18 protein-coding genes and 1 pseudogene are annotated in these 25,961 nt (G+C 59.2%); 10 read left to right on the forward strand and 9 right to left on the reverse strand.

Translation table 11 applies throughout. The features are described 5' to 3' along the window. Positions 1-1,718: 1,718 nt before the first annotated feature. The 6 genes and pseudogenes from PG897_RS19050 to PG897_RS19075 form a co-directional block, all read right to left on the reverse strand. Positions 1,719-1,939 (reverse strand): annotated as a pseudogene (locus PG897_RS19050) (IS1595 family transposase); the annotation flags it as partial. Positions 1,940-3,122: 1,183 nt separating this feature from the next. After that, positions 3,123-3,821 (reverse strand): IS5 family transposase, encoded by a 699-nt coding sequence (locus tag PG897_RS19055; protein ID WP_442866314.1) that lies wholly within the window; start codon positions 3,819-3,821, stop codon positions 3,123-3,125. Positions 3,822-4,050: 229 nt separating this feature from the next. After that, complete coding sequence (locus PG897_RS19060; protein ID WP_270829256.1) at positions 4,051-5,151, reverse strand: IS110 family transposase; 1,101 nt, start codon at positions 5,149-5,151, stop codon at positions 4,051-4,053. Positions 5,152-5,264: 113 nt separating this feature from the next. Further along, complete coding sequence (locus PG897_RS19065) at positions 5,265-6,473, reverse strand: tyrosine-type recombinase/integrase (protein ID WP_270829257.1); 1,209 nt, start codon at positions 6,471-6,473, stop codon at positions 5,265-5,267. 246 nt (positions 6,474-6,719) lie between these two features. Beyond that, complete coding sequence (locus PG897_RS19070) at positions 6,720-7,934, reverse strand: MFS transporter (protein WP_201881183.1); 1,215 nt, start codon at positions 7,932-7,934, stop codon at positions 6,720-6,722. Positions 7,935-8,017: 83 nt separating this feature from the next. Then, complete coding sequence (locus tag PG897_RS19075; RefSeq protein WP_201881190.1) at positions 8,018-8,782, reverse strand: COG4705 family protein; 765 nt, start codon at positions 8,780-8,782, stop codon at positions 8,018-8,020. 388 nt (positions 8,783-9,170) lie between these two features. Here PG897_RS19075 and PG897_RS19080 point away from each other — a divergent pair, with 388 nt between their 5' ends. The 4 genes from PG897_RS19080 (at position 9,171) to PG897_RS19095 (ending at position 16,206) form a co-directional block, all read left to right on the forward strand. After that, positions 9,171-10,796, forward strand: a complete 1,626-nt coding sequence (locus PG897_RS19080; protein WP_042049508.1) for an MCR-3-related phosphoethanolamine--lipid A transferase — start codon at positions 9,171-9,173, stop codon at positions 10,794-10,796. Positions 10,797-11,250: 454 nt separating this feature from the next. Continuing rightward, positions 11,251-13,800 (forward strand): bifunctional lysylphosphatidylglycerol flippase/synthetase MprF, encoded by a 2,550-nt coding sequence (mprF, locus tag PG897_RS19085; protein WP_201881192.1) that lies wholly within the window; start codon positions 11,251-11,253, stop codon positions 13,798-13,800. 9 nt (positions 13,801-13,809) lie between these two features. Further along, the gene (locus PG897_RS19090; RefSeq protein WP_042049512.1) at positions 13,810-14,496 is read left to right on the forward strand and encodes an AcvB/VirJ family lysyl-phosphatidylglycerol hydrolase; all 687 of its coding nucleotides are present in this window, start codon (positions 13,810-13,812) and stop codon (positions 14,494-14,496) included. Between the two features lie 156 nt (positions 14,497-14,652). Beyond that, a complete protein-coding gene (locus PG897_RS19095) occupies positions 14,653-16,206 on the forward strand; it encodes a methyl-accepting chemotaxis protein (RefSeq protein ID WP_201881194.1) in 1,554 nt (517 codons plus the stop codon). Between the two features lie 67 nt (positions 16,207-16,273). Here the strand turns inward: PG897_RS19095 and PG897_RS19100 are convergent, their stop codons facing one another. Then, positions 16,274-17,857 carry a GGDEF domain-containing protein gene (locus PG897_RS19100; RefSeq protein ID WP_054544651.1) on the reverse strand — a complete coding sequence of 528 codons (1,584 nt, stop codon included), beginning with the start codon at positions 17,855-17,857 and terminating at the stop codon, positions 16,274-16,276. 86 nt (positions 17,858-17,943) lie between these two features. On the opposite strand from PG897_RS19100, the gene PG897_RS19105 reads away from it, so the two are divergent. The 6 genes from PG897_RS19105 to maiA all read left to right on the forward strand — a co-directional run bounded on the left by PG897_RS19105 (position 17,944) and on the right by maiA (position 23,532). Continuing rightward, positions 17,944-18,603, forward strand: coding sequence for a TIGR01621 family pseudouridine synthase (locus PG897_RS19105; RefSeq protein ID WP_099359131.1), 660 nt, complete (start codon positions 17,944-17,946; stop codon positions 18,601-18,603). 11 nt (positions 18,604-18,614) lie between these two features. Continuing rightward, positions 18,615-19,268, forward strand: coding sequence for an HAD family hydrolase (locus PG897_RS19110; RefSeq protein WP_407707040.1), 654 nt, complete (start codon positions 18,615-18,617; stop codon positions 19,266-19,268). Between the two features lie 236 nt (positions 19,269-19,504). Continuing rightward, on the forward strand, positions 19,505-20,602 hold the full coding sequence (gene hppD, locus PG897_RS19115) for a 4-hydroxyphenylpyruvate dioxygenase (RefSeq protein WP_005302356.1): 1,098 nt from the start codon (positions 19,505-19,507) through the stop codon (positions 20,600-20,602). 47 nt (positions 20,603-20,649) lie between these two features. Next, positions 20,650-21,810: a homogentisate 1,2-dioxygenase gene (locus PG897_RS19120; protein ID WP_017778803.1), complete on the forward strand. Its 1,161-nt coding sequence runs from the start codon at positions 20,650-20,652 to the stop codon at positions 21,808-21,810. 11 nt (positions 21,811-21,821) lie between these two features. Then, the gene (locus PG897_RS19125) at positions 21,822-22,820 is read left to right on the forward strand and encodes a fumarylacetoacetate hydrolase family protein (RefSeq protein WP_095592492.1); all 999 of its coding nucleotides are present in this window, start codon (positions 21,822-21,824) and stop codon (positions 22,818-22,820) included. A gap of 73 nt (positions 22,821-22,893) precedes the next feature. Further along, positions 22,894-23,532: a maleylacetoacetate isomerase gene (maiA, locus tag PG897_RS19130; protein ID WP_041207222.1), complete on the forward strand. Its 639-nt coding sequence runs from the start codon at positions 22,894-22,896 to the stop codon at positions 23,530-23,532. Positions 23,533-23,613: 81 nt separating this feature from the next. Here maiA and PG897_RS19135 read toward each other — a convergent pair whose 3' ends face one another. Both PG897_RS19135 and asnB read right to left on the reverse strand, forming a co-directional pair. Further along, positions 23,614-24,114 (reverse strand): thioredoxin family protein, encoded by a 501-nt coding sequence (locus PG897_RS19135; protein WP_195879259.1) that lies wholly within the window; start codon positions 24,112-24,114, stop codon positions 23,614-23,616. Between the two features lie 178 nt (positions 24,115-24,292). Continuing rightward, positions 24,293-25,957 carry an asparagine synthase B gene (gene asnB, locus PG897_RS19140; RefSeq protein WP_201881210.1) on the reverse strand — a complete coding sequence of 555 codons (1,665 nt, stop codon included), beginning with the start codon at positions 25,955-25,957 and terminating at the stop codon, positions 24,293-24,295. Positions 25,958-25,961: the final 4 nt, after the last annotated feature.

Consider the following 25,961-nt stretch of genomic DNA (forward strand, 5'->3'; position numbering starts at 1 on the left):
GCTACACGCCGAAACAGCGCTTGGCACAGGCCGCATGACCTCTACTTTTGAGTGCTCCAAAAAATGGGGGGATTACCGCAGTACATCATCGGCCTTGAAGAAGACACCGGAGCCGATCACCACGCCGACCACCATCGCAATGGCAGTCATCAGGCCATAGCGTTTATTCAATTCATTATTGCTCATACCCATACCATACCCCATAACTATTGCTCATATAGCCATTCTCAGTGAGGGGCGACACCACTCGGAGCCCCATTTCTTTAGGACCATTCTAGCTAGCCCAAAATATAAATTGTAAAGATGCGAAGTATTGTGAAATAAATTCCAGTCATCAACATGACTTAAATGATAAAGCGTTAGTAAATATGAGGGGAGCGGAGATAAAATTCAGTGCTCTCATCGCTTGCACCGATAATAGGAATGTGGAGATGTGATTGTTCTTGCCACTTGCATAAAATTCATTTCCGTTGAGGCTCCTTTATGTCCTTTATGTCCTTTATGTCCTTTATGTCCTTTATGTCCTTTATGTCCTTTATGTCCTTTATGTCCTTTATGTCCTTTATGTCCTTTATGTCCTTTATGTCCTTTATGTCCTTTATGTCCTTTATGTCCTTTATGTCCTTTATGTCCTTTATGTCCTTTATGTTTGTGGTATATTAAAATATATCTCTTGATAGTTCGGCAGTTGATGTGCTCATGATTTATTAACTTGGTGAACGGTTAGTGCTAATGAAAATAGTTCAAACATCGAATTGATAGGCTAATAGCGTAGTTGATGCGTGGTAACTGATATAAAGCCGCATAATTAATTACCGAGCCACCTATTTATCATCCGCTACGGCTGTATTATATAAAAAGTGGGACTGAATAGTCCCACGAATTACCACGGGTAGCGTGGCCTTGCCTTGGAGAAAATGGCAATATTAAAAAATAGAGGAAAAGCTATTTTACTACTACCAAAAATTATTCCTCAAAATTACAGGAAAGTCAAGCGTAGAAATATTTAAATAAAATAATAATTAACATAAAAAATAAATAAAAATATTATTTCTTTCTTTTGTGGCGACTCAATGATCTACCAAAATTAATGCACTTAATGCTTGCGCGCACGTACCGTATATTAGACACTAGGTTGAATCTTGGTCCTTGAGGGGCTGATTTTATGGTGCTTAAGTCGCGCTATTTCCTGTGAAACCCGTTTGCCATATCCCTGGCTTTTTCGTGCCACCTCATCGCTGAAGGTGGCTTTTTTTGTCTCAAAAATGTAAAGGCTATCACTCTCATGCAGAGTCTCGTGTTACTGGACTAATGGTCTGACCAATATTAAAGAAAGGGGAAAGCTTGAGCGAGGTGGGGGGCAGGAAGATTGCCACCTTCGATGCTGAAAGGGGGCATGATCGCCATGGGCTCGAGGATACACCACTTTTTGGAGAGAACAGGATTGATATCAACGCAAGGCGATCAGGCAAGAAACTACCATTAACAATTAGCTGCGTCCAGAGGGTGGAGCACCAAGGACTGGGAGAAAGCGACATCAGAACGATAAGTGGATACAACAAGCCCCGCAGCCATTCACACACCTTGGACGAGAATGAACACCGGCGCGGGGCCTGTGGTTGCCGCAGCGAAAACTCGCGAGACACCCACCACATGAGAGTAATACGCAGGCGGATGACAATCAATCATTGCATCCAGTCGCCAGACAAAAAAGAAGGCTATGTCCCAATTACGTGTTGCATGGGGTGCCCCAGCGCCTCATGCAAACACGCTTTGATACTCCCCCCTTCCCGTAATTCTCCCGCATTCTGCGCCAACCCTGGTAATTTTTCAGGTAGTGCATCGCCACACCATGGAAACGCACCATCCACTCTTGCAACCGATGGTGATACCCGTTCACGTGCTGGATGTGATACGCACCAGCCACTCGCTCACCATCATTACAACGGTGATTTAACACCAAATGAATCTGAATAGCAGTATTGGACTGCTTATAAAACCGAAACAATGGACAATATTACTTGACCACTACAGATAGATGGTTTGAGAATAAAGAAGTTACACCGAGGGCTCAGTGGCAAGCGGACATCAGAGAGGTCCCGACAAAGACAAACCAACATATCCTGACGAATCAATTAAACCTGTTCAGTGTGACTTTCTCAAGATAATGGGCGAATCGGGGTATCGGCAAGGTGACTGATTACTAGCCTTGATCAACATCTACCATCCCCCCCGCGCCAGTTGGAGTGTATCCAAAACAGTACAGACCTCCCGATATATCAGGGGTATTCCTCACACTTGTGAGGGTGTTTCAAAAACGGTTAGAGATGTTTCCGTGCTCCAGACGTAACTGGAGGTGTTTCTCTCAAGCTCTAGGTCTCCCGTACCTAAGTACAACCTTCCCCATACCCGTGGGGTGTTGCAGTGTTTTTTATATTGTTTATGTAGCACTTCAGCGCTTCTCTAGGCATATGGTGGTATTCATGTGGGGGTGTTTCTGAAGAAACAATTGAGCAGCTACGCAGTCGCTCTACTTCCTCACTTACGTGGGGGTGTTTCAGGGTTTTGCCGTGCGCAATCAAGGCTGCAGCCATCTTCCCCACGTTATGGGGGTGTTTCTCTGATAGAAAGCAGACAGGTGCCTTCCCCACTTCAGTGGGGGTGTCTCCCCAGAGGAGAGCCTATGAGCTACCAGGGATATAGAGGTGGAAAATGGAAATGGTTAATAGCTTATGCTGTCTATGTAACGGTTCTGCGCGCAAAAAACAAACCGACTATAACAATTACAATCTTTATTCTTGTGCACATTGCGGAAAATTCAAAATCTCATTAATAGCAGAAAGAAAACTACTGGAAATTGGTAACGTAATGATTGAGTTAATACAACAAAAAATAAATGCAACACCTGCCGGAAAAATATTAAGCATCGAAACCAACTCCAGTGAATTCATTTTTCATGACATAAATAAGCACACAATGTCATAACCACATAGCCGCTATTTTTTATTTAACCACATGGCTGCCCACTCAGGCGCCCGCGATGAAGATTAATTTATGTTACAAAAGGGAGTTGTTTCCCAAATCAATCATCAATCAGCAACTGCCCCAGCCCCTGGTGACCGCTACACTCGGGGCTTTCTGACAGACAGGCCCGAGGTCTTAAGCTTGTTTATGGCGCTTACATACACCATGACTTCTCCCACTTGACCGTTGTAGTTATGCAGACTGATTTTCCCCGCCAGCAACTGCTTGAACCGATACATTGCCGTCTCTGCCAGCGAGCGACGGTGATATCCCGACATCTTCTTCCAGTGCGTTAGCCCCTCCTTGCGCATCACCAGCACCGCCTCATTTCTTGGATGCCCCTTTTTCCACAGCCCAGCGTTCTTGCGGGGCGGGATACAGGCTGTCGCCCCTTTGTGCGAGATAAGCTGATGGCTGGCTTTGCTGTCATAGGCACCATCCGCATAAACACGTCCCAGCTTGCGCCGCAGAGGGTTGAGCAGAGTCGGCAGCACCTCTGCATCATGGACATTTTCCAGCGAGAGTTCCGCCGCCACGATATCGTGGGTCACCGATTCTACCGCCAGATGCAACTTGCGCCAGACTCGCCGTTTCTCGGCGCCGTGTTTTCTGATCTTCCACTCGCCTTCCCCAAATACCTTGAGGCCAGTCGAGTTGATAACCAAATCGGTAATGTGTCCTGTTGGGGGCTGCCGATAAGCCACCTTTACTGTACGGGCCCGCTTGCTGACACATAGATGGTCGCCCCGGTTTGCCAAGCCCTCAATCCATGAAAGTGAGTCAGGTGGAGATTGCAGCCATAGATCCGGATTTCACCGAGACAACAGCCTCTATCCCTGATGGAATTCGCTGACTGGCTCCGCTATCAACGCCACGAACTTGGAGTACTTTGTTTCACTCGGGTTTTACCAGCCACGGTCTGACCTGGCTCGCCATCACTTCATGATTGCCTGTGCAATCGGTGCTTCCTTACTAATTTTTGGTCATAGGGCTGTCAATCAGCCCTTACATTGCCAAACCTGTTTTTCATGCGGCCATGCCATAGTTGGCGTCATATTTTCTGTCGTGTGCCGGCAATGCCCAGATGATTCTAGCCGTCTTGTTGGCTTGCGCTACCGCCGCCACGTTAGGGTTGCGCCGAGCCATCATCCCGGCTAGCCAGCTTCCCGAGAACGACTCCTTGCGTTCTGCTACTCGTAGCACCGCCTGAGCGCCATGAATTAACAAGGTGCGCAGATAGCTGTCGCCACGCTTGCTGATCCCAAGTAGGTTCTGCTTACCACCGCTGGAGTGTTGCCGTGGCACTAACCCCAGCCACGCGGCCAATTGCCGGCCATTCTTGAAGTTTTTCGCATTGCCGATGGAAGCAACCAGTGCGCTTGCGGTGATAGGACCGATACCTGGCAGCTGGGCTAAGGTTTGGCTGGCGGCACTGTCCTTATGCCAGCGAACGATCGCGTCCCCCAATTCGTTTACCTGCATGTCGAGCATCTTGAGGTACTCGTGAAGTCGCATTAACAAATGGTGAAACGTTCCTGGCAAGCCGTTTTCACTGTCCTCCAGCAGCTCGGGAACGTGTTTGCCTATGTGGGTGATGCCTTGAGGAAGGATGAACCCATATTCTGCTAACAGGCCCCGGATCTGTTTGGCTTGGGCTGTCCTGGCCTTGATGAAGCCTTGTCGGGCACGATGCAAGGCCAGGATGGCCAATTGTTCGCTGCTCTTTATCTGCACGAACCGCATGGTGGGCCGAGTTAGAGCTTCACAAATAGCTTCGGCATCTGCAGCATCGTTCTTGTTGGTCTTTACATAGGGCTTAACGAACTGAGGCGCCATCAGCTTGACGGTATGTCCCAGCCCTTGCAATTTATTGGCCCAGTAATGGACACTGCAGCATGCCTCCATGCCTCCATGCCTCCATGCCTCCATGCCTCCATGCCTCCATGCCTCCATGCCTCCATGCCTCCATGCCTCCATGCCGATCAGGCTAGGAGGAAGATTGCTAAAGAATGAGAGCATCTGCTTCCGCTTCAACTGGTGCTTGAGGACCGTCTTGCCATGTTGATCAACGCCATGTAATTGGAAGAGATGTTTTGCCAGATCGATGCCGATAGACGTAGTCTTCATGGTGGCCGCCTCTTTTCAGTCAGTGGGAACTTACATTCGCCGCTTTGGCACTCAGATGCCGTTTTGGGGAGGGGCGACCATCTCATTAACGTCGCCTTCTGGCCGCTTTCTTCTTATTCGGTTGGTAGATCTCCAGCCACGAATTCAGCCCAAGCATCCATCATGGGTCTGCGTTGAGTCAGCAAGTCAGTGCGGTGGTATGCAGCTTCGACCTTGTTCTGCACTGTATGGGCTAACGCTCGTTCAGCGAGATCCCGCGCATAGCCCTGCTCGCTGCACCAGTCTCGAAAGCTGGAACGAAAGCCATGAGCAGTTGCCATTCTGCCAGGAGTACAGCTCTCCGCTTTAGCTCTTCTCAGAAACATCGTCAGCACTGTGTCTGAGAGTGGTACTTGGTCTCTAGGAGAAGGGAATACCAATTCGTCATGTAATCCCCTTAACCCCTTCAGGATCTCGACAGCACGAAGAGATAACGGAACACGATGTTGTTGCTTGGCTTTCATTCGCTCGGCCGGTAGGGTCCAGATCTTTGCTTGCAAGTCTACTTCTGACCACTTCATGGCTCTAACTTCACCTGAGCGGCATGCAGTCAGGATCAAGAACTCCAGCATAGAGCGGGTGACGTCGTACTGTTGCGTTGTTCTCAGATGTTTTTGCACAAAGGCGGGAATATCACGCCAAGGCATTGCAGGCTGGTGTTCTACCCGTACAGACTTGCTAGGTTGTGCCGGTAGTAAGTGACCCACAACATCCACTGGGTTGGCAGAGGTATAGCCGTGGGCCCATGCCCAAGCCATCACTGCGTGTAGGCGCTGCTTAACACGGCTTGCTGTTTCCGGGATCGTCAGCCATATCGGTTGCAGAACTGAAGCGATATGAGCTGGGGTTATCGTATCAATGGAGATAGCGCCAATGGTAGGAAAGGCATATTGCTCCAATGTGGTGATCCATTGCTTACCATGTTTGGGGTTCTTCCAGCCTGGTAGCAAGCTTTTGTAAACCAATCTGGCAGATGCTTCCAACGTCGGGATCTTCGGCTTGTTCTGCTCCTGCAGCCGGACCTCTAGCGGATCCAAATTATTCGCCAGCTGTTCCCGCATGACCTGTGCGTCTCGAGCTGCATCAGCGATGGTGATCTCGGGGTAAGTCCCGAGGCCAGCATTCCGCCGTTTCTTTGTCAGTGGGCTGACATAGCGGAATACCCACTTGCCTCTGCCCTTGGCTGTAGAAGGGTGTAGCGTCAAGCCTGTAACGCCACCGTGAGCAAGGGGTTTATCTTCAGGCTTGATGTTACGAGCTTTGGTGTCGGTGAGGATTGCCATCAGGTAATCTCCTTGAGAATTGAATATGCCACGCAGTATGCCACCAAGCATGCGCAGTGGTAACATGTGATTGGGATGGATTGGACAGAGTGATTAAGTAAGGTGCTGATATAAAGTGACTTACTGGACTGACTTGGTATTGGTTAGACTTTATTGCGGCGGGCACCTCCTCCGCCATCTTCAGAAAAGCCCCGGCAACCTGGTTGCCGGGGCTTTTTGCTGTCTGCAGCAAGCGGGATGCGCTGCTCATGGCTGGCTGCCGGCGTCGGGCTGCGGGTATCTGCCGAGCACCAGCAGGGTGAGCAGGCAGCAGGCGGCGCTGGCGTAGAAGGTGCAGGCGGCGCCCAGCGTGTCCCACAGCAGCCCGGCCAGCAGGCTGGCCAGCAACATGGCGAGGCCGCAGACCAGATTGAAGAAGCCGAACGCGCTGCCGCGCAGTTCCGCGGGCGCGCTGGCGGCCACCATGGCGGCCAGCAGCCCCTGGGTCATCCCCAGATGAATGCCCCACAACATCACCCCCATCAGCAATGACCCCCAGTGGGTGCTGGCCGCCAGCACCAGATCGGCGGCTACCAGCACCAGCAACCCCCAGACCAGCAGGGTTCGGTGACTCATCTGATCCGAGAGGCGGCCGAACGGATAGGCGCCGAGGGCATAGACCAGGTTCATTGCCACCATGACCAGCGGCACCAGGGCGAGCGCCATGCCGCTTTGCTGGGCGCGCAGCACCAGAAAGGCTTCGCTGAAACGGGCCAGGGTAAACAGGGCGCCGATGAGCACCACCCAGCGATAGGGTTTACCCAGCCGGCGCAGGTTGTCGCGCCGCAGGGGGTTGCTGCGGGCGTGGTGGCCAGCCGCTTTGGGTTCACGCAGGCCGATGGCGAGCAGGGTGACCGAGGCCAGCCCAGGCACCACCGCCAGCCAGAAGATGGCGCGAAAGTCATCGTGCCAGAGCAGCATCAGCCCCACTGCCAGCAGCGGCCCCAGCAGGGCGCCGACCGTGTCGAGAGACTGGCGCAGGCCGAAGGCAGCGCCGCGCAGCTCCGGCGGAGTGAGGTCGGCCACCAGTGCATCGCGGGGGGCGCCACGGATGCCCTTGCCAACTCTGTCCAGCAGGCGGGCGGTCAGGATCAGTCCGCTGCCGGTGGCGATTGCAAACAGCGGCTTGGTCAGCGCTCCCAGCCCGTAGCCCAGCAAAGCCAGCCCCTTGCGGCGTCCCAGATAGTCGCTCAGGGTGCCGGAGAAGACCTTGACCATCAGGGCCGTCGCCTCTGCCATCCCTTCGATGAGGCCGATGGTGAGGGCACTGCTGCCAAGCACGGTCACCATGAAGAGGGGTAGCAGGCTGTGGATCATTTCAGAAGAGATGTCCATCAGCAGGCTGACAAAACCCAGCACCCAGACGCCACCCGGGATCCGGCCGGCGGGTTGGGGAGCGGGGGGACTGCTTGTCGTGGTCATGGGGTTCTCCTGCCTTGCATCGATTCACCCAGAGCATAGCCAGCCCGGCGACCCAGAGGCAGCCGGGCTGGCTTGCTGCGTGATTACTGTTCGATATCGAGTTCAGCCCGAACCGGTTGCCGGTTGCGCAGGGTCGAGATGAGCACCAGGGTGGCGATGGCGGCCAGCAGGGCAAAGGAGGCGGAGTAACGGCTCAGTTCAAGCCAGCCCTTGCTGAGTGGCTTGTCCAGAAAATCTCCCACCACGGCGCCAAGGGGCCTGGTCAGGATGAAGGCGGCCCAGAACAGCAGGGTGCGCGATACCCGGGTCAGGTAGTAGGCGGCAATGATGGCGGCCAACATGCCGCCAAACAGCAGGGTGCTGCCCGCATAGCCAAAGCCGGCCTCGTCTGCGGTCCAGTCGCCCAGTGCGGTGCCCAGGGTCTGGGAGAACATGATGGTCACCCAGTAGAACAGCTCGGTGCGCGGCGTGGTGATGCTGCCCTGCAGCCGATACCAGAGCAGGAAGGAGCCCATCAGCAAGGCCAGCAGCAGGGTGGAGCCGCCGGCATAGCCCAGCCCGAGCGAGCGATCGGCAAAATCCGCCAGTGTGGTGCCGACCGTGGTGGTGGCGATGATGGTGGTCCAGTAAAGGAGGGGGTTGTAGGAGGTCGTTGCGATCTGCGCGCTGACCGAGACGAAGAAGATCACGGCAAAGATGCCTGTGCTCACCAGATAACCGAGTTCCATCGACATGGAAACGGCGTCCCCCCCTGTCTCCCCCAGGGTGGTCGCCAGGATCTTGATGACCCAGAACGCCAGGGTGATCTCTGGCACCTTGCTGATCGCTGTCTTGCTGTTGTCGTGCATGTTAACCCTCTCTCGTATCTGTCGTATGACGAGGACTCGTCAGGAGACAGCGTCGCCGAGCACTCTTAAGCAAAACTTAAGCGCGGGAGAGGGGCCTGAAAAATGGTGGTAACGACGTGCCGATGGGAGGGCGTTGTCATTCAATATGACAGCGAGCCGGTTTTTTGAGCAATCACATAATACGGGTTGCTTAATTCTTCCTTAAGTTTTGCCGGTTAGGCTGTCGGTTTGCTGTGATTGTTGATATTCATCACATTATTGAAAATGTCTGAAAATATCGTATTTGGCGTTTTCAACACACTGTTAATATCCGGCGCCAAATATCGGCGTGTCGACTCCGGAGCGGGTATTTCAAGGTGTAATAAAGAAGTGTAACAGGGAGATATACATGCCTTCTTTTCTTAGAATAAGAATTGTTCCATTTGTTTTTTTGCTGGCATTCATCTTTGCCTTCTTGCTCAACTGGCCAGTATTGCTGCATTTTTATGAAATATTGACACAGCTTGAACATTTTAAAATCGGGTTTGCCATCTCTATTCCCATCGTGCTGGTTGCGGCATTGAACTTTGTCTTCATGCCATTTTCTGTACGTTATTTAATCAAGCCTTTCTTTGCTTTTCTGTTTATCACGGGTGCCATTGCCAGCTACACCATGATGAAATACAAGGTGCTGTTTGATGGCGACATGATCCAGAACATCTTTGAGACCAACCAGAGCGAGGCGCACTCCTATCTGAGCGTGCCCATCGTGATCTGGGTATTGCTGGCCGGGGTACTGCCAGCGGTGCTGCTGTTCTTCGTCAAGATAGAGTATCCGGCCAGATGGTATCAGGGGCTGCTGCAGCGCGGGCTCTCCATGCTGGCCTCCCTCGTGGTGCTGGGGCTCATCGCCGCGGCCTACTACCAGGACTACGCCTCGGTCGGGCGCAACAACCAGACCCTGAACCGGGAGATAGTGCCGGCCAACTACATGTACAGCACCGCCAGGTATCTGCAGAAACGCTATCTGACAGAGCCGGTGCCGTTCCAGCGCCTGGGCGACGACGCCAAGCGGGTGGCCGGTGCGGACAAGCCGACCATGATGTTCCTGGTGGTGGGGGAGACGGCGCGCGGCAAGAACTTCTCCATGAACGGCTATCACAAGGAGACCAACCCCTTCACCAGCAAGCAGGCGGGGATCATCTCCTTCAACGACGTGCGCTCCTGCGGCACGGCGACCGCGGTCTCGGTGCCCTGCATGTTCTCCAACATGGGGCGCAACCAGTTCGACGGCAACCAGGCCCGCAACAGCGAAGGGCTGCTGGACGTGCTGCAAAAGAGCGGCGTCTCCATCTTCTGGAAGGAGAACGACGGCGGCTGCAAGGGGGTGTGCGATCGGGTGCCCAACATGGTGGTCAACCCCAAGGATCACCCCAAGTTCTGCGACAAGAACACCTGTTATGACGAGGTGGTGCTGGAGGGGCTGGATGACGAACTGGCGGGCATGAAGGGGGACAAGCTGGTGGGTTTCCACCTCATCGGCAGCCATGGGCCGACCTATTACAAGCGTTATCCGGGCTCGCACCGCCACTTCCTGCCGGATTGCCAGCGCAGCGACATCGAGAACTGCACCGATCAGGAGCTGGAGAATACCTATGACAACACCATTCGCTACACCGATTATGTGATTGCCAGCATGATCGAGCGCTTGAAAAAGTACGAGGACAAATACAATACGGCGCTGGTCTATATTTCCGACCACGGTGAGTCACTGGGGGCATTGGGACTTTATCTGCACGGCACCCCTTATAAATTTGCGCCGGATGATCAGACCCGGGTCCCCATGCAGGTGTGGATGTCATCGGGTTTTGCCAAAGAGAAGGGGATGAACCTCGACTGTTTGCAGCAGAAGGCGGCCAATACCCGTTATTCTCACGACAACCTGTTCTCCTCCATGTTGGGGATCTGGGATGTGAATACGGCCGTGTATGAACAGCCGCTGGATATCTTCAGCCAGTGTCGCAGCGTGCAATAACGCCATAGCGATATAAAGGGGAGCCAGGCTCCCCTTTTTTATTTTAGCGCGCCACTATGATGATTCTTTGAGCGACTTGCCGCACCAACCAGATGGGGCGGGCGGATCCCTTTATCTGGTGTATGATATTTCTGTTTATTAATTGTTCAGAGCGATGGCGGGATGCGGGCCTGTGTCGCCGGGGAATTAATCCGGCCAGGGCTGAGTAATTTATTTTCACGGCGAGACTCGTCTTTTGCAAAAGAGTCGATATAAAGTGGGATGCCATGCTGGGGCGTGCTGGTTTGCCGGATGATCAGGTCGTCACGCTCACCTTCCCGGCTCGCCCGTCATGGCGCATCACACAGCAGTCAAAGAGCAAGAGGCGAGTATGTGCCAGGGGCACTGCCCGCCTCGGTGCAATGTTCAGCAACATGACGCAGGCAGCCATCAGCCGCGTCGGTAGGGATTGGCAATGCGGCGTCATCTGTTTATCTGGTTAGGCCCGTTATGTAGCTTGTTGTTGTTGGGGGCGGCGCTGGTCGTCCTCTATCGTTTGACCCACCTCTGGCACTGGCACGACATCCGGCTGGCCATCTGGTCTTTGCCGCTGCCGCTGTTGGGGGGTGCCCTGTTGCTGACCCTGCTCAGCTATGGCTGTCTCTGCTGCTACGACATGCTGGCGGTGCACGCCCTCGGCAAGCGGCTGCCCTGGCAGCAGGTGGGAGTCACCTCGTTTATCGCCTACACCTTCTCCAATACCCTGGGTTTCGCCCTGCTGACCGGCTCGTCGGTGCGCTATCGCATCTACTCGGCCCTCGGGCTCAACACCGGGGAGGTGGCCAGGATCATCCTCTTCTGCTCGGTGACCTTCTTCCTCGGCCTGCTGGCCTGGGGGGGCTCTGCCCTGTTGGTGGGGCAGGCCACCACCCTGTTGCCGGACTGGCCGCTGTGGGCCGATCAGCTGCTCAACCTGGCGGGGGGGCTGGCGCTCTTGGCGGTGCTTGGCTACCTGTTCTGGCCAAAGCCCGTGCTGGTCTGGCGTGGCCATGAGCTGGTGTTGCCGATATTCAGAACCCGGTTGCTGCAACTGCTGGTGGCGCTGCTGGACTGGATGGCCGCTGCCGCCGTGCTCTATGTGCTGCTGCCGGCAGACAGCGTCTCCTATCCGGTGCTGCTCAGTGCCTTCGTGCTGGCCAGCTTCCTCGGGGTGTTGGCCCATGTGCCCGGCGGGATCGGGGTGTTCGAGGCGAGCATGAGCCTGCTGCTGGCCAAGTACCTGCCGGTGGACAAGCTCTTGGCCTCCCTGCTGCTCTATCGCTGCATCTACTATGTGCTGCCCTTTTTGTGCGCCCTGCTGCTGTTCACCAGTCAGGAGCTGCTGCAACAGAAGGCGCGCTGGAGCCGGCTGCAGGGCATCATGAGCGCGGTGCGCGAGTTCCTGCCGGCCCTCATCAGCCTGGGGGCGTTCGCGGCGGGCAGCCTGCTGCTCTGCTCCGGGATGATCCCCACCATGCGCGGGCGCATCGAGATGTTCCTGCAGGTATTGCCGTTGCACCTGCTGGAGCTCTCCCATGTGCTGGGCAGCGTCAGTGGCGTGCTGCTGATCCTGCTGGCCCGCAGCCTCTACCGGCGCCACGATGCGGCGTTTCGCATCACCCAGCTGCTGCTGGGGCTGGGGATGATCTTCTCCCTGCTCAAGGGGTTCGACTGGGAGTCGGCCCTGCTGCTCGGGCTGTTCCTGCTCATCATCACCCCCTGTCGCTCACTGTTCTATCGCAAGGGCTCCCTGCTGCACGCCCAGTTCACCCCGGGCTGGCTCATCTCGGTGGGGGCCGTGCTGCTGGGGGCGCTCTGGCTGCTGCTCTTCTCCTACCGCCAGGTGGAGTATGACCACGCCCTCTGGTTCCACTTCTCGCCCCATGGCGCCGCCTCCCGCGGGCTGCGGGCCATGGGCAGCGTGGTGGCGGTGCTGGCCGTGGTCGGGGTGGCCCAGCTGCTGGCGCCGCTGCGGGTCTCCGGGCGCAAGCCGGAGCCGGACGAGCTGGCCCGTGCCCATGCCCTGGTGCTGCGCGAGGGGGGTGGCCACGGTTACCTGGCCCAGCTTGGCGACAAGTCGCTGCTGTTTCACCCCGGCGGCGAGGCGTTTCTGATGTACGGCGTCGAGGGCAACGGCTGGATCGTGATGGGGGATCCCATCGGTCAGCCTGAGCTTATCGAGGAGCTGCTCTGGCAGTTTCGCGAGCTGTGCGATCAGCACGATGCCAGCCCGGTGTTCTACCAGGTGTCGGCCCGCTACCTGCCGCTCTATCTGGAGCTGGGGCTGATCCCGTTCAAGCTGGGGGAGGAAGCCATCGTCGATCTGGCGGCCTTCGAGCTGGCCGGCAGCCGGCTGCGCAACCTGCGTCAGAGCCATGCCAAGGGCAAGCGGGAGGGGTTGTCGTTCGAGGTGGTGGCGCCGGAGTGCGTGCCTGCGCTGCTGCCCCGCCTCAAGGAGGTGTCGGACACCTGGCTGCAGAGCAAGCAGGGCAAGGAGAAGGGCTTCTCGGTGGGCAGTTTCGAGCCGGTCTATCTCAGTCTGAGCCCGGCCGCCCTGGTGTGGCACGAGGGGCAGATCGTCGGCTTTGCCAACCTCTGGGTCAGCGACAACAAGGCGAGCCTCTCCATCGACCTGATGCGCTACAGCCTGGACACGGGCACGGCCCCCATCATGGATTTCCTGTTCGTCGAGCTGCTGCTGTGGGGCAAGGGCGAGGGCTACGCCAGCTTCAACCTCGGCATGGCGCCCATGTCCGGCTTCAACGATCACCCCCTGAGCGGTTACTGGACCAAGCTTGGCAACACCATCTTCACCCGGGGCAGCCGTTTCTACAATTTTCAGGGGCTCAGGCGCTACAAGGAGAAGTTCTCGCCGGACTGGGAGCCGCGCTACCTGCTCTGCGCCAGCAAGCTGGTGTTGCCGCGGGTGCTGACCAACCTGATCTCCCTGATCAGCCGAGGCCCGTTCGGGCTCATCAAAAAGTAGGAGTCGTTCATGAGGATCCTGTTATTGCTGCTGGCGTGCTGCGCCTTCTCGCTCTCGGCCGCGCCGGTGAAAGAAGATCTCGGGTTGGTGGAGCTGCCGGTGGCGCAAGCCTCGAGTGCCCCCATGGTGGTGTTTCTGAGCGGTGATGGCGGCTGGGCCGCGCTGGACAAGGGGCTCAGCGCCCAGTTGCAGCAGCACGGCATGCCGGTGGTGGGCTGGAGCTCGCTCACCTACTACTGGAAGAAGAAAGATCCAGAGCAGGTCACCGCCGATCTGGTGCGGATCCTGGACGATTACCAGTCCCGCTGGGGGCGCCAGCGCTGGCTGCTGGTGGGCTTCTCCTTCGGGGCGGAAATCGTGCCCTTCGTCATCAACCGGCTGCCCGAACCCTACCGCAAGAGCCTGATCGGAGCCGTGATGCTCTCCCCCTCGACCGCCTCCGACTTCGAGATCCACGTCAGCGACATGGTGACCCGCGACAAGGCGGGCAGCTATCCCACCCAGCCCGAGGTCAACGCCATTCACTCCCTGCCGATGCTCTGCCTGCAGGGGGCGGCAGACGACTCGCCGGTACGGCTCTGCCCCCACTTGCAGCAGCCCAACGTGACTACTGTGACCCTGCCGGGATCCCACCATTTCGAGGATGACTACCCTGTGCTGTACCAGGCCATCGCCAGCCATCTCCGCCTGCAGTAAGTGTGAACGCGGGTAGAAAAACTTGATGTAAATCAAAGTTCATTCCCTATCAGGCCGGATTGTGCGCAGCCGGCCTGTTTCTTTTTGATTTCGCCTTTACAGGCGTGGATTGCTTCCCAACACTCTACTGAGAAATAAAACAGTAGAGGGGGCTGCATGCGCGAACAAAGAGCTCATCTAATTGATCAGGAAGTGGATTTCGCCGCTGATGAACAGCTGGTGTCCACCACGGATCTGCGGGGCGTGATCACCTACGCCAATGACAACTTCTGCCGGGTCGCCGGTTACAGCCGAGCCGAGCTGGTGGGGCAGCACCACAACATGGTGCGCCACCCCGACATGCCCAAGGCGGCATTTGCCGACCTGTGGGGCAAGCTCAAGCAGGGCCAACCATGGCGCGGCATGGTGAAGAATCGCTGCCAGGATGGTCGCTACTACTGGGTGGATGCCTATGTCACCCCCATCTTCGAGCAGGGCAAGATCAGCGGCTACCAGTCGGTGCGCTGCCGCGCCGATCCTCAAATGAAGCAGATCGCCGCTCGCACCTATGCGCGGCTGCGGGCGGCGGAACAGGGCGGTGGCAGGCCCAGAATTTCACTGGCGCGGCTGCGCCACGGGGTGGCGGTGGCCGGGCTGCTGGCACTGGGTTGGCTCGGCACAGTAGAACTGGGCGGCTGGGCCGCTCTTTACATGGCGCTGCCGCTGATCTTGCTGGGGTTGCTCTATCGTCACGAGCTCATCACCACCCCCCGTTACCTGCAGCAACTGGCCGGTGAGTATGACAGCCTGACCCGCCTCATCTACTCGGGGCAGGAGCCGAGCGCCATCGCCGACTTTCACATCAAGCTGCTGCAGGCCCGTATTCGCACCGTGCTTGGCCGGGTGGACGACGCCACGCACTCGTTGCAGGATCTGGCGGTACATCTGAAGAGCGCCTCCAGCGAGGCGAGCTCGGACATCGCCGAGCAGGATGCCCAGACCCAGCAGATGGCGACCGCCATCACCGAGATGGCGAGCACGGCGCAGGAGATCGCCCGCAACATCCAGGATACCAACAGCCAGATCGCCGAGGCCAAGGCTCACTGCCAGCACACGGATCAGCAGTTGATCGAGACCGAGCACAAGATCACCGATCTGGCGAAGGAGGCGGAGCACGCCTTTGCCTCGGCGGTGGCGCTGGCCAGCGAGTCGGATCGCATCGGGGTGCTGATGGGGGAAATCCAGGGCATCGCCGATCAGACCAACCTGCTGGCGCTCAACGCCGCCATCGAGGCGGCCCGGGCCGGCGAGCAGGGGCGCGGCTTTGCGGTGGTGGCGGACGAGGTGCGCACCCTGTCTACCCGCACCCACAAGGCCACCGAACAGATCCAGGGCAGCATCGGCCAGATCCAGCGCACCCTGAACGGCTGGAAAGGGATGATGCAGAACAACCTGCAACAGACCCAGGCCTGCGTGGAGATGACCCGGATGGGGTCGGACAGCCTGCATCAGGTGCTGGCGGAGATCGAGCTGGTGATGGACTTCTCGGCCCAGATCTCGGCGGCGGCGGAGCAGCAGCAGGCGGTGGTGGAGGACATCAGCCAGAACGTCAACCTCATCTCCCAGCACTCCCACGCCAACAGCAACAAGATGCAGGACGTGGACGAGTCGAGCGAGATCCTGCTGACCAAGGCCAGACAGCTCAAATCCCTGGGGCAGACCTTCGGCTAGCCGGCGCCTGTCATCAGCAAGAGAACAAGGCCACCCACGGGTGGCCTTGTTCTGTCAGGCGTGTCGATCAGGCAGTGGCCTGGCCCAGCGGGTTTCCCTTGTCGTGGTACATGGCGCGGTCGGCCTGGATCAACCACTGCTCGGGACGCCAGCCCGGCTGGTACTGGCTGATGCCGACGCTGATGCCGACCGACAGCGGGACTCCCTCCACCTCGAATGGCGGCTGCATGGTGGCCCTGATCTGCTCGGCGATGGCGTCAGCCTGCGCCTGATCATGGTCCGGCAACAGCAACACGAACTCGTCGCCGGCCAGCCTGGCGAAGAAGTGCTGCGGCCCGAGGCTGCGGCTGATCCGCTCCGCCAGTTGGCAGAGGAGGGCATCGCCGTGGCTGTGGCCGAAGTTGTCGTTGACCTGCTTGAAGTCGTTGAGATCGCAAAACAGCAGGCAGCCTGGCGCCGGCCCCTTGACCTGGGCGTCGAGCCGCTCCATCAGGCTCAGCCGGTTGGGCAGGTTGGTGAGGGGGTCGCGGCGGGCCAGCTGCCAGATCTCCTCTTCCCGCTGACGGCGCAGGGCAATTTCGCGGTTGAGCCGCTGGTTGCACATCAATAGATAGAGGGCCAGCAGCAGGATCAGCACGCTGGCTGCCAGGCTTAGCAGGAACCAGGGGCGCCAGAAGATCCACTGCTCGGAGGGGGCCTGATAGAGAAAGTCGCTCAAGGAGACCGGCTTTGACACCAACCCGATCTCCACCAGCTGCTGCATGATATGGGCCATGCGGTCCGGATTCATATACCCGATCTCCACATAGAGCGGCTGGATCATCTCCTTGCTCACCTGCAGCTCGTACTCCATGTGGGCCTGACTGCGGTTGACGCCATACTCCTTGCGCAGCAGGGCGATGGCCTCCTGCGGGTGGGCCAGGGCGTAGCGCCAGCCGGCCAGGCTGGCGGCCCGAAAGCGGGCCACCCGATCCGGATGGGCGTGCTCCTGGGCCTGGGTGGTGAACAGGATGTCGCTGTAGAAATCGATGCCGTAGTTGCGCGGATTGATGACGGAGACGGGGATGCCGCGCTCCTCCAGATAGAAGGGCTCGTTGCTGAGGTAGGCGTTGAAGATGTCGACCCGGCCCTGGATGAGATCCTCGATGTTGACCGAGGTGGGCAGCGGGATGAGCTGACGCTCGCTCAGCCCCTGATAGAAGAGGGTGGCCAGCAGTTCGGCGTCCTGATGGGCCGAAAACATCATGATCCGTTTGCCACGCATGTCGTCAACGGTGAGAATGCCGCTGTCACGGCGGGCCAGAAAGATGGACGGGGAGTGCTGATAGACGCTGGCGAGCGCCAGCAGCGGCTTGCCGTTGGCATAGCTGGTCAGCACCTCTGTGTTGCCGACCCCGAAGTCGGCTCGTCCGCTCAGCACCTCTTCTACCGGGCTGATGCCCTTGCCGCCGGGCCGTATCTCGACGTCCAGCCCGGCACTGGCATAGAAGCCCTTGGCCTTGGCCATGTGATAGCCAACGAACTGGGGCTGGTGCAGCCAGCGCAACTGGAGCACCACCCGCTCCGGGGCTTCAAGGGGGGATTCGCTGGCCCGCAGGGGAACAGCATGGCTGATACCGATCAGCAGCAGCCAAAGCAAGCATCTCTTCATCCGTGCGAGTCTTGTTCTGAGTGTTCATGGGGTGCGACCCCGCAGGGTCATCTTCTTGTAATTAAAAACATTCTAAAGGGTTATTGATGTACCGGATACTAGCGCAGCACAAAGATTTCATGGTTATCAACAAGGGACCCGGGCTCGGCATGCACGACGAGACCGACGAGTCCGGCCTGCTCCATCCTGGTCTGGTCAGCCGGGTCAAGGCTGACACGGGTCTGCTGCTCTATCCGGTGCATCGGCTCGACAAGATGACCTCCGGGCTGGTGCTGCTGGCGCGCACCACCGAGGCCAACCGGGCCCTCAGCATGGCCTTTGCCGCGCGGGAGGTGAGCAAGCAGTATCTGGCCCTCTCCGATCGCAAGCCGAAGAAGAAGCAGGGCTGGGTGAAGGGGGACATGCAGAAGGGGCGGGGGGGCAGCTGGATGCTGGCCCGCACACTCGACAACCCCGCCATCAGCTGGTTCGACTCGGTCTCGGTGCGCGAGGGGTTGCGCCTTTATCGCATCAAGCCTCAGACCGGCAAGACCCACCAGATCCGGGTGGCCTTGAAGAGCGTGGGGGCGCCGATCCTCGGGGATGAGCGCTACGGCGGCACGGCGGCCGATCGCGGCTATCTGCACGCCTGGCGCCTCGCCTTCACCCTGGCGGGGGAGGCGTTCGACTTTGTCTGTCCGCCCGACGAAGGCGCGCTGTTTGTGCTGCCTGAGCTGCACGCCGCCATCGCGGGGTTGGCCGAATGAAGGGGGCTGCCATGCAAGGGGCCTCGGATCTGCCCGCCAGCGGCTGGATCCTGGCGGATTTTGACGACACCCTGGCGCCGGATGACAGCCATGCCGGGCTGCTGCGCTTCATCCTGCGTCGCCGCATCTGGCCGCTGCTGCTGTGGCCTGTGATGGCGCTGGGAGGGCTGGTCTATCTGCTGCCAAGCCAGCGTCGGCGCGGCATTTCACTGATCTGGTGGGCCATCACCCTCGGGCTCTCGCCGCTGGCGTGGCGCCGCCTGGTGCGGGCCTATTGCCGCACGAGACCTGGGCTGTTTCAGGAGGCGCGCGCCCTGCTGCTGGCCGAAGGGCAGCGCTGCTGGGTGCTCTCCGCCAGCCCCCGCGCCCTGGTGCGGGGTCAGCTCCATCAGCAGCTGCCCGGCCAGCTGCCCCATCGTATTCTGGGCTCGCGGATGCACTATCGCCTCGGCGGCCTGATGCCACGTTTTTACTGTCACGGCCGCCACAAGATCCTGCCCGGGATCCAGGCCCTCAGCGCCACCCTGGCCCTGAGCGACAGCCTGCACGACTTGCCACTGCTGGCAGAGGGGCAGGCGGCCTGGCTCATCAACCCCACCCCGGCGCGGCTGCAACGAGCGCGGCAGTCACTGCCCCGCATCGAGCCCAGATACTGGTCCCTGTAAGGCAAAACTGACAGCCTTGTGGGTCGCCACCGAGCGTGCCACAAGGCTGCGGCTTAAATGTCACAATCTATTTACATCTTTTAGCGCCGCCCCCCGCCAAACTATCTGAACGCCGCCTCTTTTCTTCCGCTACGCCCCTGCCTCTAATGAAACAAGTTGTTAACAATGCCGGGGCAGCTGCCCGCAGCGCCCCGGTGTGACCCGTTTCGTTATCAGTCAATCGCAAGGAGCGCATCATGACGACCACTTCTTCTGCCCGTACTCACACCATCAACCCGCTCGGTACCGATGGTTTCGAATTCGTCGAGTACACGGCGCCCGATGCCAAGGGCATTGCCGCCCTCAAGGCGCTGTTCGTCTCGCTGGGCTTTGCCGAGGTGGCCAAGCACAAGCACAAGCAGTGCTGGCTCTATCGTCAGGGGGACATCAACTTCGTGGTCAATGCCGAGCCCCACTCCCAGGCCGAGCAGTTTGCCAGCCTGCACGGGCCGAGTGTCTGCGGCATGGCGTTTCGGGTGAGCGATGCCGGCAAGGCCCAGCAGTACGCCATCGCCAAGGGCGCCAAGCCGTTCGTCGGCAAGATTGGCCCCATGGAGCTCAACATCCCCGCCATCTACGGCATCGGCGAGAGCACCCTCTCCTTTGTCGACCGCTACGGCGACAAGGGCTCCATCTATGATGTGGATTTCGTCTTCTATCCCGACTGGCAGGCGCGCATGGCCGAGGTGGATGCAGGGCTGTATGAGATTGACCACCTGACCCACAACGTGCAGCGCGGCAACATGGATGTCTGGTCCAATTTCTACGAGCGGATCGGCAACTTTCGCGAAATCCGCTACTTCGACATCGAGGGCAAGCTGACCGGGCTCCATTCCCGCGCCATGACCGCCCCTTGCGGCAAGATTCGCATTCCCATCAACGAATCCTCCGACGACAAGTCCCAGATTGAAGAGTACCTGCGTCAGTACAAGGGGGAGGGGATCCAGCACATCGCCATGGCGTCGAGCGACATCTACCACACCATCCGTACCCTGCGCGGCCGTGGCACCGGCTTCATGCCGACCCCGGACACCTACTACGAGAAGGTGGACAGCCGGGTCGAGGGGCACCAGGAGGATCTGGCGGCGCTCAAAGAGCTGCGCATCCTGATCGACGGCTCCCCCACCAAGGATGGCATCCTGCTGCAGATCTTCACCGATACAGTGATCGGCCCGGTGTTCTTCGAGATCATCCAGCGCAAGGGCAATGAAGGCTTTGGCGAGGGCAACTTCCAGGCACTGTTCGAATCCATCGAGCTGGATCAGATCCGCCGCGGGGTGCTCAATGATGCGTAACGAACGCCGCCACGCGCAGGTTGTCGGTCAGGCAAGGGAGGTTGGCAATGCGTAACTGGATTAACTTTCCCCACCGGGAGGGGACCCACTCCCGTCAGGCTCATGCCGACCTGCCCGAGCAGGCCATCTATGAGCGTGAACTGGGCCGCTCCGGCTTTTTCGGGCCGGCCACCCACATGCACCACAAGCATGCCCCCACCGACTGGATCAACTGGGAGGGGCCGCTGCGCCCGCGCCTGTTCGATCTCAACGCCTTGGGCGAGGAGGTGAGCTCTCTCTCCCCCTGGGTGATGCCGGATATTCTGAGCAACCCCCACTGCCGCTACCGCATCTGGCGCCTGCATGAGCCCATGCCGTTTCTGGTGCGCAACGCCGATGGCGACGAGCTCCTGTTCATCCACGAGGGGAGTGGCGAGTTTTACTGCGACTACGGTCACCTGACCCTGCGCGATGGCGACTACCTGGTGATCCCCCGCGGCACCATGTGGCGCATCGAGCCGACGGCCCCCCTCTTCATCCTGATGATCGAGGCGACCAACGACAGCTACCAGCTGCCGGACAAGGGGCTGGTGGGCAATCACGCCATCTTCGACCCGGCGGCGCTGGACGTGCCGGCCATCAACGAGCGCTTCCTGGCCCAGCAGGATGAGAATCCCTGGTCGCTGCAGGTCAAGCGTCACGACCAGGTGTCGGTCATCACCTGGCCGTTCAATCCGCTGGATGCGCAAGGGTGGCACGGGGACTTGTGCGTGGTGCGCCTCAACTGGCGGGACATCCGCCCACTGATGAGCCACCGCTACCACCTGCCGCCGTCGGCTCACTCCACCTTCGTGGCGAGCCGGTTCGTGGTCTGCACCTTCGTGCCGCGCCCCATCGAGAGCGATCCCGGCGCCCTCAAGGTGCCCTTCTACCACAGCAACGATGACTACGACGAGGTGCTCTTCTACCACGCCGGGGATTTCTTCAGTCGGGACAACATAGAGCGGGGCATGGTCACCTTCCATCCCGCCGGATTTACCCACGGTCCCCATCCCAAGGCGTTTGCGGCGGGTCAGGCCTACGCCAAGAAGTTCACCGACGAGGTGGCGGTGATGCTCGATACCCGCGATGCGCTCAACGTCGGCAGCCTGTGTGACGGGGTGGAGAACCCGCGTTACGTCACCAGCTGGTTGCGCCCGGAACTCACACCCGCCACCAACGGCAAATAAAAGGAATCCCTATGAAACTGGCAACCCTGAACAATGGCAAACGGGACGGCGCCCTGGTGGTGGTGAGTCGCGATCTGAGCCGCGCGGTGCGCGTGCCGCACCTTGCCGCCACCCTGCAGGCGGCCCTCGACGAGTGGGCCGAGCTTGCGCCCAGGCTGACCGCCGTCTATCAGCAGCTCAATGATGGCGCCTGCCCTGACGCCTTCCCGTTCGACGAGACGGCTTGTCTCTCCCCACTGCCGCGCGCCTACCAGTGGGCCGACGGCAGCGCCTACGTCAACCACGTGGAGCTGGTGCGCAAGGCGCGCGGCGCCGAGATGCCGGAAAGCTTCTGGCACGATCCCCTGATGTATCAGGGGGGCTCGGACAGCTTCCTGCCGCCGCGGGGCACTATCCCGATGGGGTCGGAGGAGTGGGGCATCGATTTCGAGTCGGAGATCGCCGTCATCACCGACGACGTGCCGATGGGCATCAGCCCGCAGGCCGCCGCCGGCCACATCAAGCTGCTGATGCTGGTCAACGACGTGAGCCTGCGCAACCTCATTCCGGGTGAGCTTGCCAAGGGCTTCGGCTTCTTCCAGTCCAAGCCCTCCAGCAGCTTCTCGCCGCTGGCCATCACCCCGGACGAGCTGGGGGATGACTGGCGCGACGGCAAGGTGCATCTGCCCCTCGAGACCCACCTCAATGGCGCCCTGTTCGGCGCCCCCGATGCCGGGGTGGACATGACCTTCAACTTTTATGAGCTGATCGCCCACGCCGCCAAGACCCGGCCGCTCGGGGCGGGCTGCATCATCGGCTCGGGGACCGTCTCCAACTACGACAGAAGTCGTGGCTCATCCTGCCTCGCCGAGCTGCGAATGCTGGAAATTATCGAGTCAGGTCAAGCCACTACACCCTTTCTGCGCTTTGGTGATACAGTGTCTATCGCGATGCAGGATCGCAACGGGATGAGTCTGTTTGGCACCATTTTGCAGCGGGTCACGCCGGCAGAGGCCAGTCAGACGAAGTGAAGGGGCCGGCATGGACACGTGGCCGACGGGTGAGCGGCAGGTGTCCATGCACCTGTCAACACAGGGACAAAGTATGTTGCAGTTGTTTGGATATTGGCGTTCATCGGCAAGTTATCGGGTACGGATCGTGATGCAGCTCAAGGGGCTCGACTACGAGCAGCATCCGGTCAATCTGCGGCAGGGCGAGCAGCGCGAGAAGGCCTATCGCCGGCTCAATCCCCAGGGGCTGGTGCCGTTTCTGGTGGATGGTGAGGTGCAGGTGGGGCAGTCGGTGGCCATCATGGAGTACCTCGACGAAACCTACCCCGCTCACCCGCTGATGCCGTCCGCCCCCGAGGAGCGGGCCCGGGTACGCCAGATCGTCAACATGATCGCCTGCGACATCCATCCCCTCAACAACCTGCGGGTGCTCAATTACCTGGGAGAGCATCTCAGGGCGGGCAAGGAGCAGGAAGCGGCCTGGTATCGCCACTGGATTGACGAAACCTTCAGCGCGCTGGAGCAGCTGCTGATGACCACCGCCGGCATCTATTGCGTCGGCAACGAGGTGACCCTGGCTGACTGCATGCTGGTGCCCCAGGTCTACAACGCCCGTCGCTACGACATGTCGCTGGAAGACTATCCCACCATCAACCGCATCGTCGCCAACTGCGAGCAGTTGCAGGCCTTTATCAAGGCCGCCCCCGTCAATCAGCCGGATGCCCAGCCCTGAAGCTGCGCCTCCCTGCCAGGTTCCAATTATCGAGCCCCGCACCGTCAGCCGACCGTGCGGGGCTTTCATATCAGAGGCTCGCTAGCCGCGGGTGGGTTTGGGCTGGAAGAAGGCGATGAACTTGCCGAATTTCTCCCCGTCGTAGCTGTCCCCCTTCTCCAGCAGTCCGGTGTTGAAGGATTCGAGCAGCTTGCCCTTGCCATCCAGCACGTAGAAGTGGGGCACCCCCAGGTACTCGGGATAATCTTTGAGGAAGGATTCGTTCTTGTTCTGCTTGCTGACGTTCACCTTGACCACCACGAAGGTGCGGTTGAACTGGCCGGCGAGTTTGGGTTCCCGGTCCAGAAAGTGGTTCATCTCCTGGCACCAGCTGCACCACTCGCCGCCCACCAACAGCAGGACTTTCTTGTCCTCCGCGCTGGCCTTGGCGGTGGCGGCGGCGAGATCGCGGGCCGGATCCCGCTGCTCGTCATAGCCCTGGCTGTAATCGGGCAGGGTCTGGCTCCAGAGGTGGTCGGCGCTGTACACCTCGCCATGAAACAGGGCGGTGCCAAGCACCAGCGGCAATAGCAGTCGGTTCATCACGTGCTCCTTGTGTTGTTGTGGTTGCTTCCAAGCCGCAACAATGTGACACGAGCGAGCCCGGCCGCCAAGGGCGAGATGGGCCCTTGTTATGCAAAAAGCGGGAATGGGTCGACGGGAAAAACAAAGCCCCTCGCAGGAGGGGCTTGGCATTCAGGCAAGGGTGGTCGCCGGCAGATCAGTAACCCTGCTGGTGCACGTCCATCACGGCGCGACCGGAGGGGTCGGCCATCTCCTTGAACTTGGCATCCCATTCCAGCGCAGTCGGGGTGGAGCAGGCGACCGACTTGCCGTAGGGCACGGTGCGGGCGGCGGACTCCAGCGGGAAGTGCTCGTCGAAGATGGCGCGGTAGTAGTACGCCTCCTTGGTGAGCGGGGTGTTGATGGGGAAGCGGAACGCCGCCGCCTCGAACATCTGATCCGTCACTTCCTGCTCGACCATGGCCTTGAGACTGTCGATCCACGAATAACCCACGCCGTCGGAGAACTGCTCCTTCTGGCGCCATGCCACTTCATGGGGCAGCAGATCCTCGAAGGCTTCGCGCAGGATGTGCTTCTCGATCTTGCCCTTGCCGCACATCTTGTCGGCAGGTTGCAGGCGCATCGCCACGTCCATGAACTCCTTGTCGAGGAAGGGCACGCGACCCTCCACCCCCCAGGCGGCCATCGACTTGTTGGCGCGCAGGCAGTCATAGAGGTGCAAAGAGGCGAGCTTGCGCACGTTCTCTTCGTGAAACTCGCGGGCGTTGGGCGCCTTGTGGAAGTAGAGGTAGCCGCCGAACAGCTCGTCCGAGCCTTCGCCCGAGAGCACCATCTTGATGCCCATGGCCTTGATGTAGCGCGCCATCAGGTACATGGGGGTGGAGGCGCGGATGGTGGTGACGTCATAGGTCTCGAGGTGATAGATGACGTCCCGCAGGGCATCCAGACCTTCCTGCACCGTGAAGTGGATCTGGTGGTGGATGGTGCCGAGGTGATCGGCCACCTTCCGGGCCGCGGCCAGATCCGGGGAGCCTTCCAGGCCGACGGCGAAGGAGTGCAGCTGGGGCCACCAGGCTTCGCTCTTGCCATCGTCTTCTACCCGGCGGGCGGCGTAGAGCTTGGTGATGGCGGAGATGACGGAGGAGTCCAGACCGCCGGAGAGCAGCACGCCGTAGGGCACGTCACACATCAGCTGGCGCTTGACCGCCGCTTCCAGGGCCGCTTTGAGCTCGGCTCTGTCGCTCTGGTTGTGCTCGACCGCACCGTATTCCATCCAGTCGCGCTTGTACCACTGTTTGAGCTCTCCATCCTTGCTCCACAGGTAGTGTCCCGGCGGGAAGGTTTCGACGCTCTTGCAGACCGGTACCAGCGCCTTCATCTCGGAGGCGACGTAGAAGTTGCCGTGCTCGTCGCGGCCGGTGTAGAGGGGGATGATCCCCATGTGGTCGCGACCAATCAGGTAGGCATCCTGCTCGGCGTCATAGAGGATAAAGGCGAAGATGCCGTTGAGATCGTCCAAAAAGGCGGGGCCCTTCTCCTTGTAGAGGGCCAGCAGCACTTCGCAGTCGGAGTGGGTCTGAAACTGGAAGTCGACCTTGAGGTTCTTCTCCAGCTCCTTGTGATTGTAAATCTCGCCGTTGACGGCCAGCACATGGGTGCGCTCGGGGTTGTAGAGCGGCTGGGCGCCGTTGCCCGGATCGACGATGGCCAGGCGCTCGTGCACCAGAATGGCCTTGTCGGAGCTGTAGACGCCGGACCAGTCAGGACCGCGGTGACGCAATCGCTTGGACATCTCCAGCGCCGATTTGCGCAGGGCGGCCGCATCGGATTTGATGTCCAGAATGCCGAAAATAGAACACATTGGC

Origin of the sequence: Aeromonas sp. QDB20 (assembly GCF_027707805.1) — a bacterium.
In the GTDB taxonomy this organism is placed as follows: Bacteria; Pseudomonadota; Gammaproteobacteria; order Enterobacterales; family Aeromonadaceae; genus Aeromonas; species Aeromonas dhakensis.

Coding starts and splice junctions, on each gene's coding strand:
- PG897_RS19060 (WP_270829256.1), bottom strand. CDS start 5,151: ATGAAGACTACGTCTATCGGCATCGATCTGGCAAAACATCTCTTCCAA.
- PG897_RS19065 (WP_270829257.1), bottom strand. CDS start 6,473: ATGGCAATCCTCACCGACACCAAAGCTCGTAACATCAAGCCTGAAGAT.
- PG897_RS19070 (WP_201881183.1), bottom strand. CDS start 7,934: ATGACCACGACAAGCAGTCCCCCCGCTCCCCAACCCGCCGGCCGGATC.
- PG897_RS19075 (WP_201881190.1), bottom strand. CDS start 8,782: ATGCACGACAACAGCAAGACAGCGATCAGCAAGGTGCCAGAGATCACC.
- PG897_RS19080 (WP_042049508.1), top strand. CDS start 9,171: ATGCCTTCTTTTCTTAGAATAAGAATTGTTCCATTTGTTTTTTTGCTG.
- mprF (WP_201881192.1), top strand. CDS start 11,251: ATGCGGCGTCATCTGTTTATCTGGTTAGGCCCGTTATGTAGCTTGTTG.
- PG897_RS19090 (WP_042049512.1), top strand. CDS start 13,810: ATGAGGATCCTGTTATTGCTGCTGGCGTGCTGCGCCTTCTCGCTCTCG.
- PG897_RS19095 (WP_201881194.1), top strand. CDS start 14,653: ATGCGCGAACAAAGAGCTCATCTAATTGATCAGGAAGTGGATTTCGCC.
- PG897_RS19100 (WP_054544651.1), bottom strand. CDS start 17,857: ATGAAGAGATGCTTGCTTTGGCTGCTGCTGATCGGTATCAGCCATGCT.
- PG897_RS19105 (WP_099359131.1), top strand. CDS start 17,944: ATGTACCGGATACTAGCGCAGCACAAAGATTTCATGGTTATCAACAAG.
- PG897_RS19110 (WP_407707040.1), top strand. CDS start 18,615: ATGCAAGGGGCCTCGGATCTGCCCGCCAGCGGCTGGATCCTGGCGGAT.
- hppD (WP_005302356.1), top strand. CDS start 19,505: ATGACGACCACTTCTTCTGCCCGTACTCACACCATCAACCCGCTCGGT.
- PG897_RS19120 (WP_017778803.1), top strand. CDS start 20,650: ATGCGTAACTGGATTAACTTTCCCCACCGGGAGGGGACCCACTCCCGT.
- PG897_RS19125 (WP_095592492.1), top strand. CDS start 21,822: ATGAAACTGGCAACCCTGAACAATGGCAAACGGGACGGCGCCCTGGTG.
- maiA (WP_041207222.1), top strand. CDS start 22,894: ATGTTGCAGTTGTTTGGATATTGGCGTTCATCGGCAAGTTATCGGGTA.
- PG897_RS19135 (WP_195879259.1), bottom strand. CDS start 24,114: ATGAACCGACTGCTATTGCCGCTGGTGCTTGGCACCGCCCTGTTTCAT.
- asnB (WP_201881210.1), bottom strand. CDS start 25,957: ATGTGTTCTATTTTCGGCATTCTGGACATCAAATCCGATGCGGCCGCC.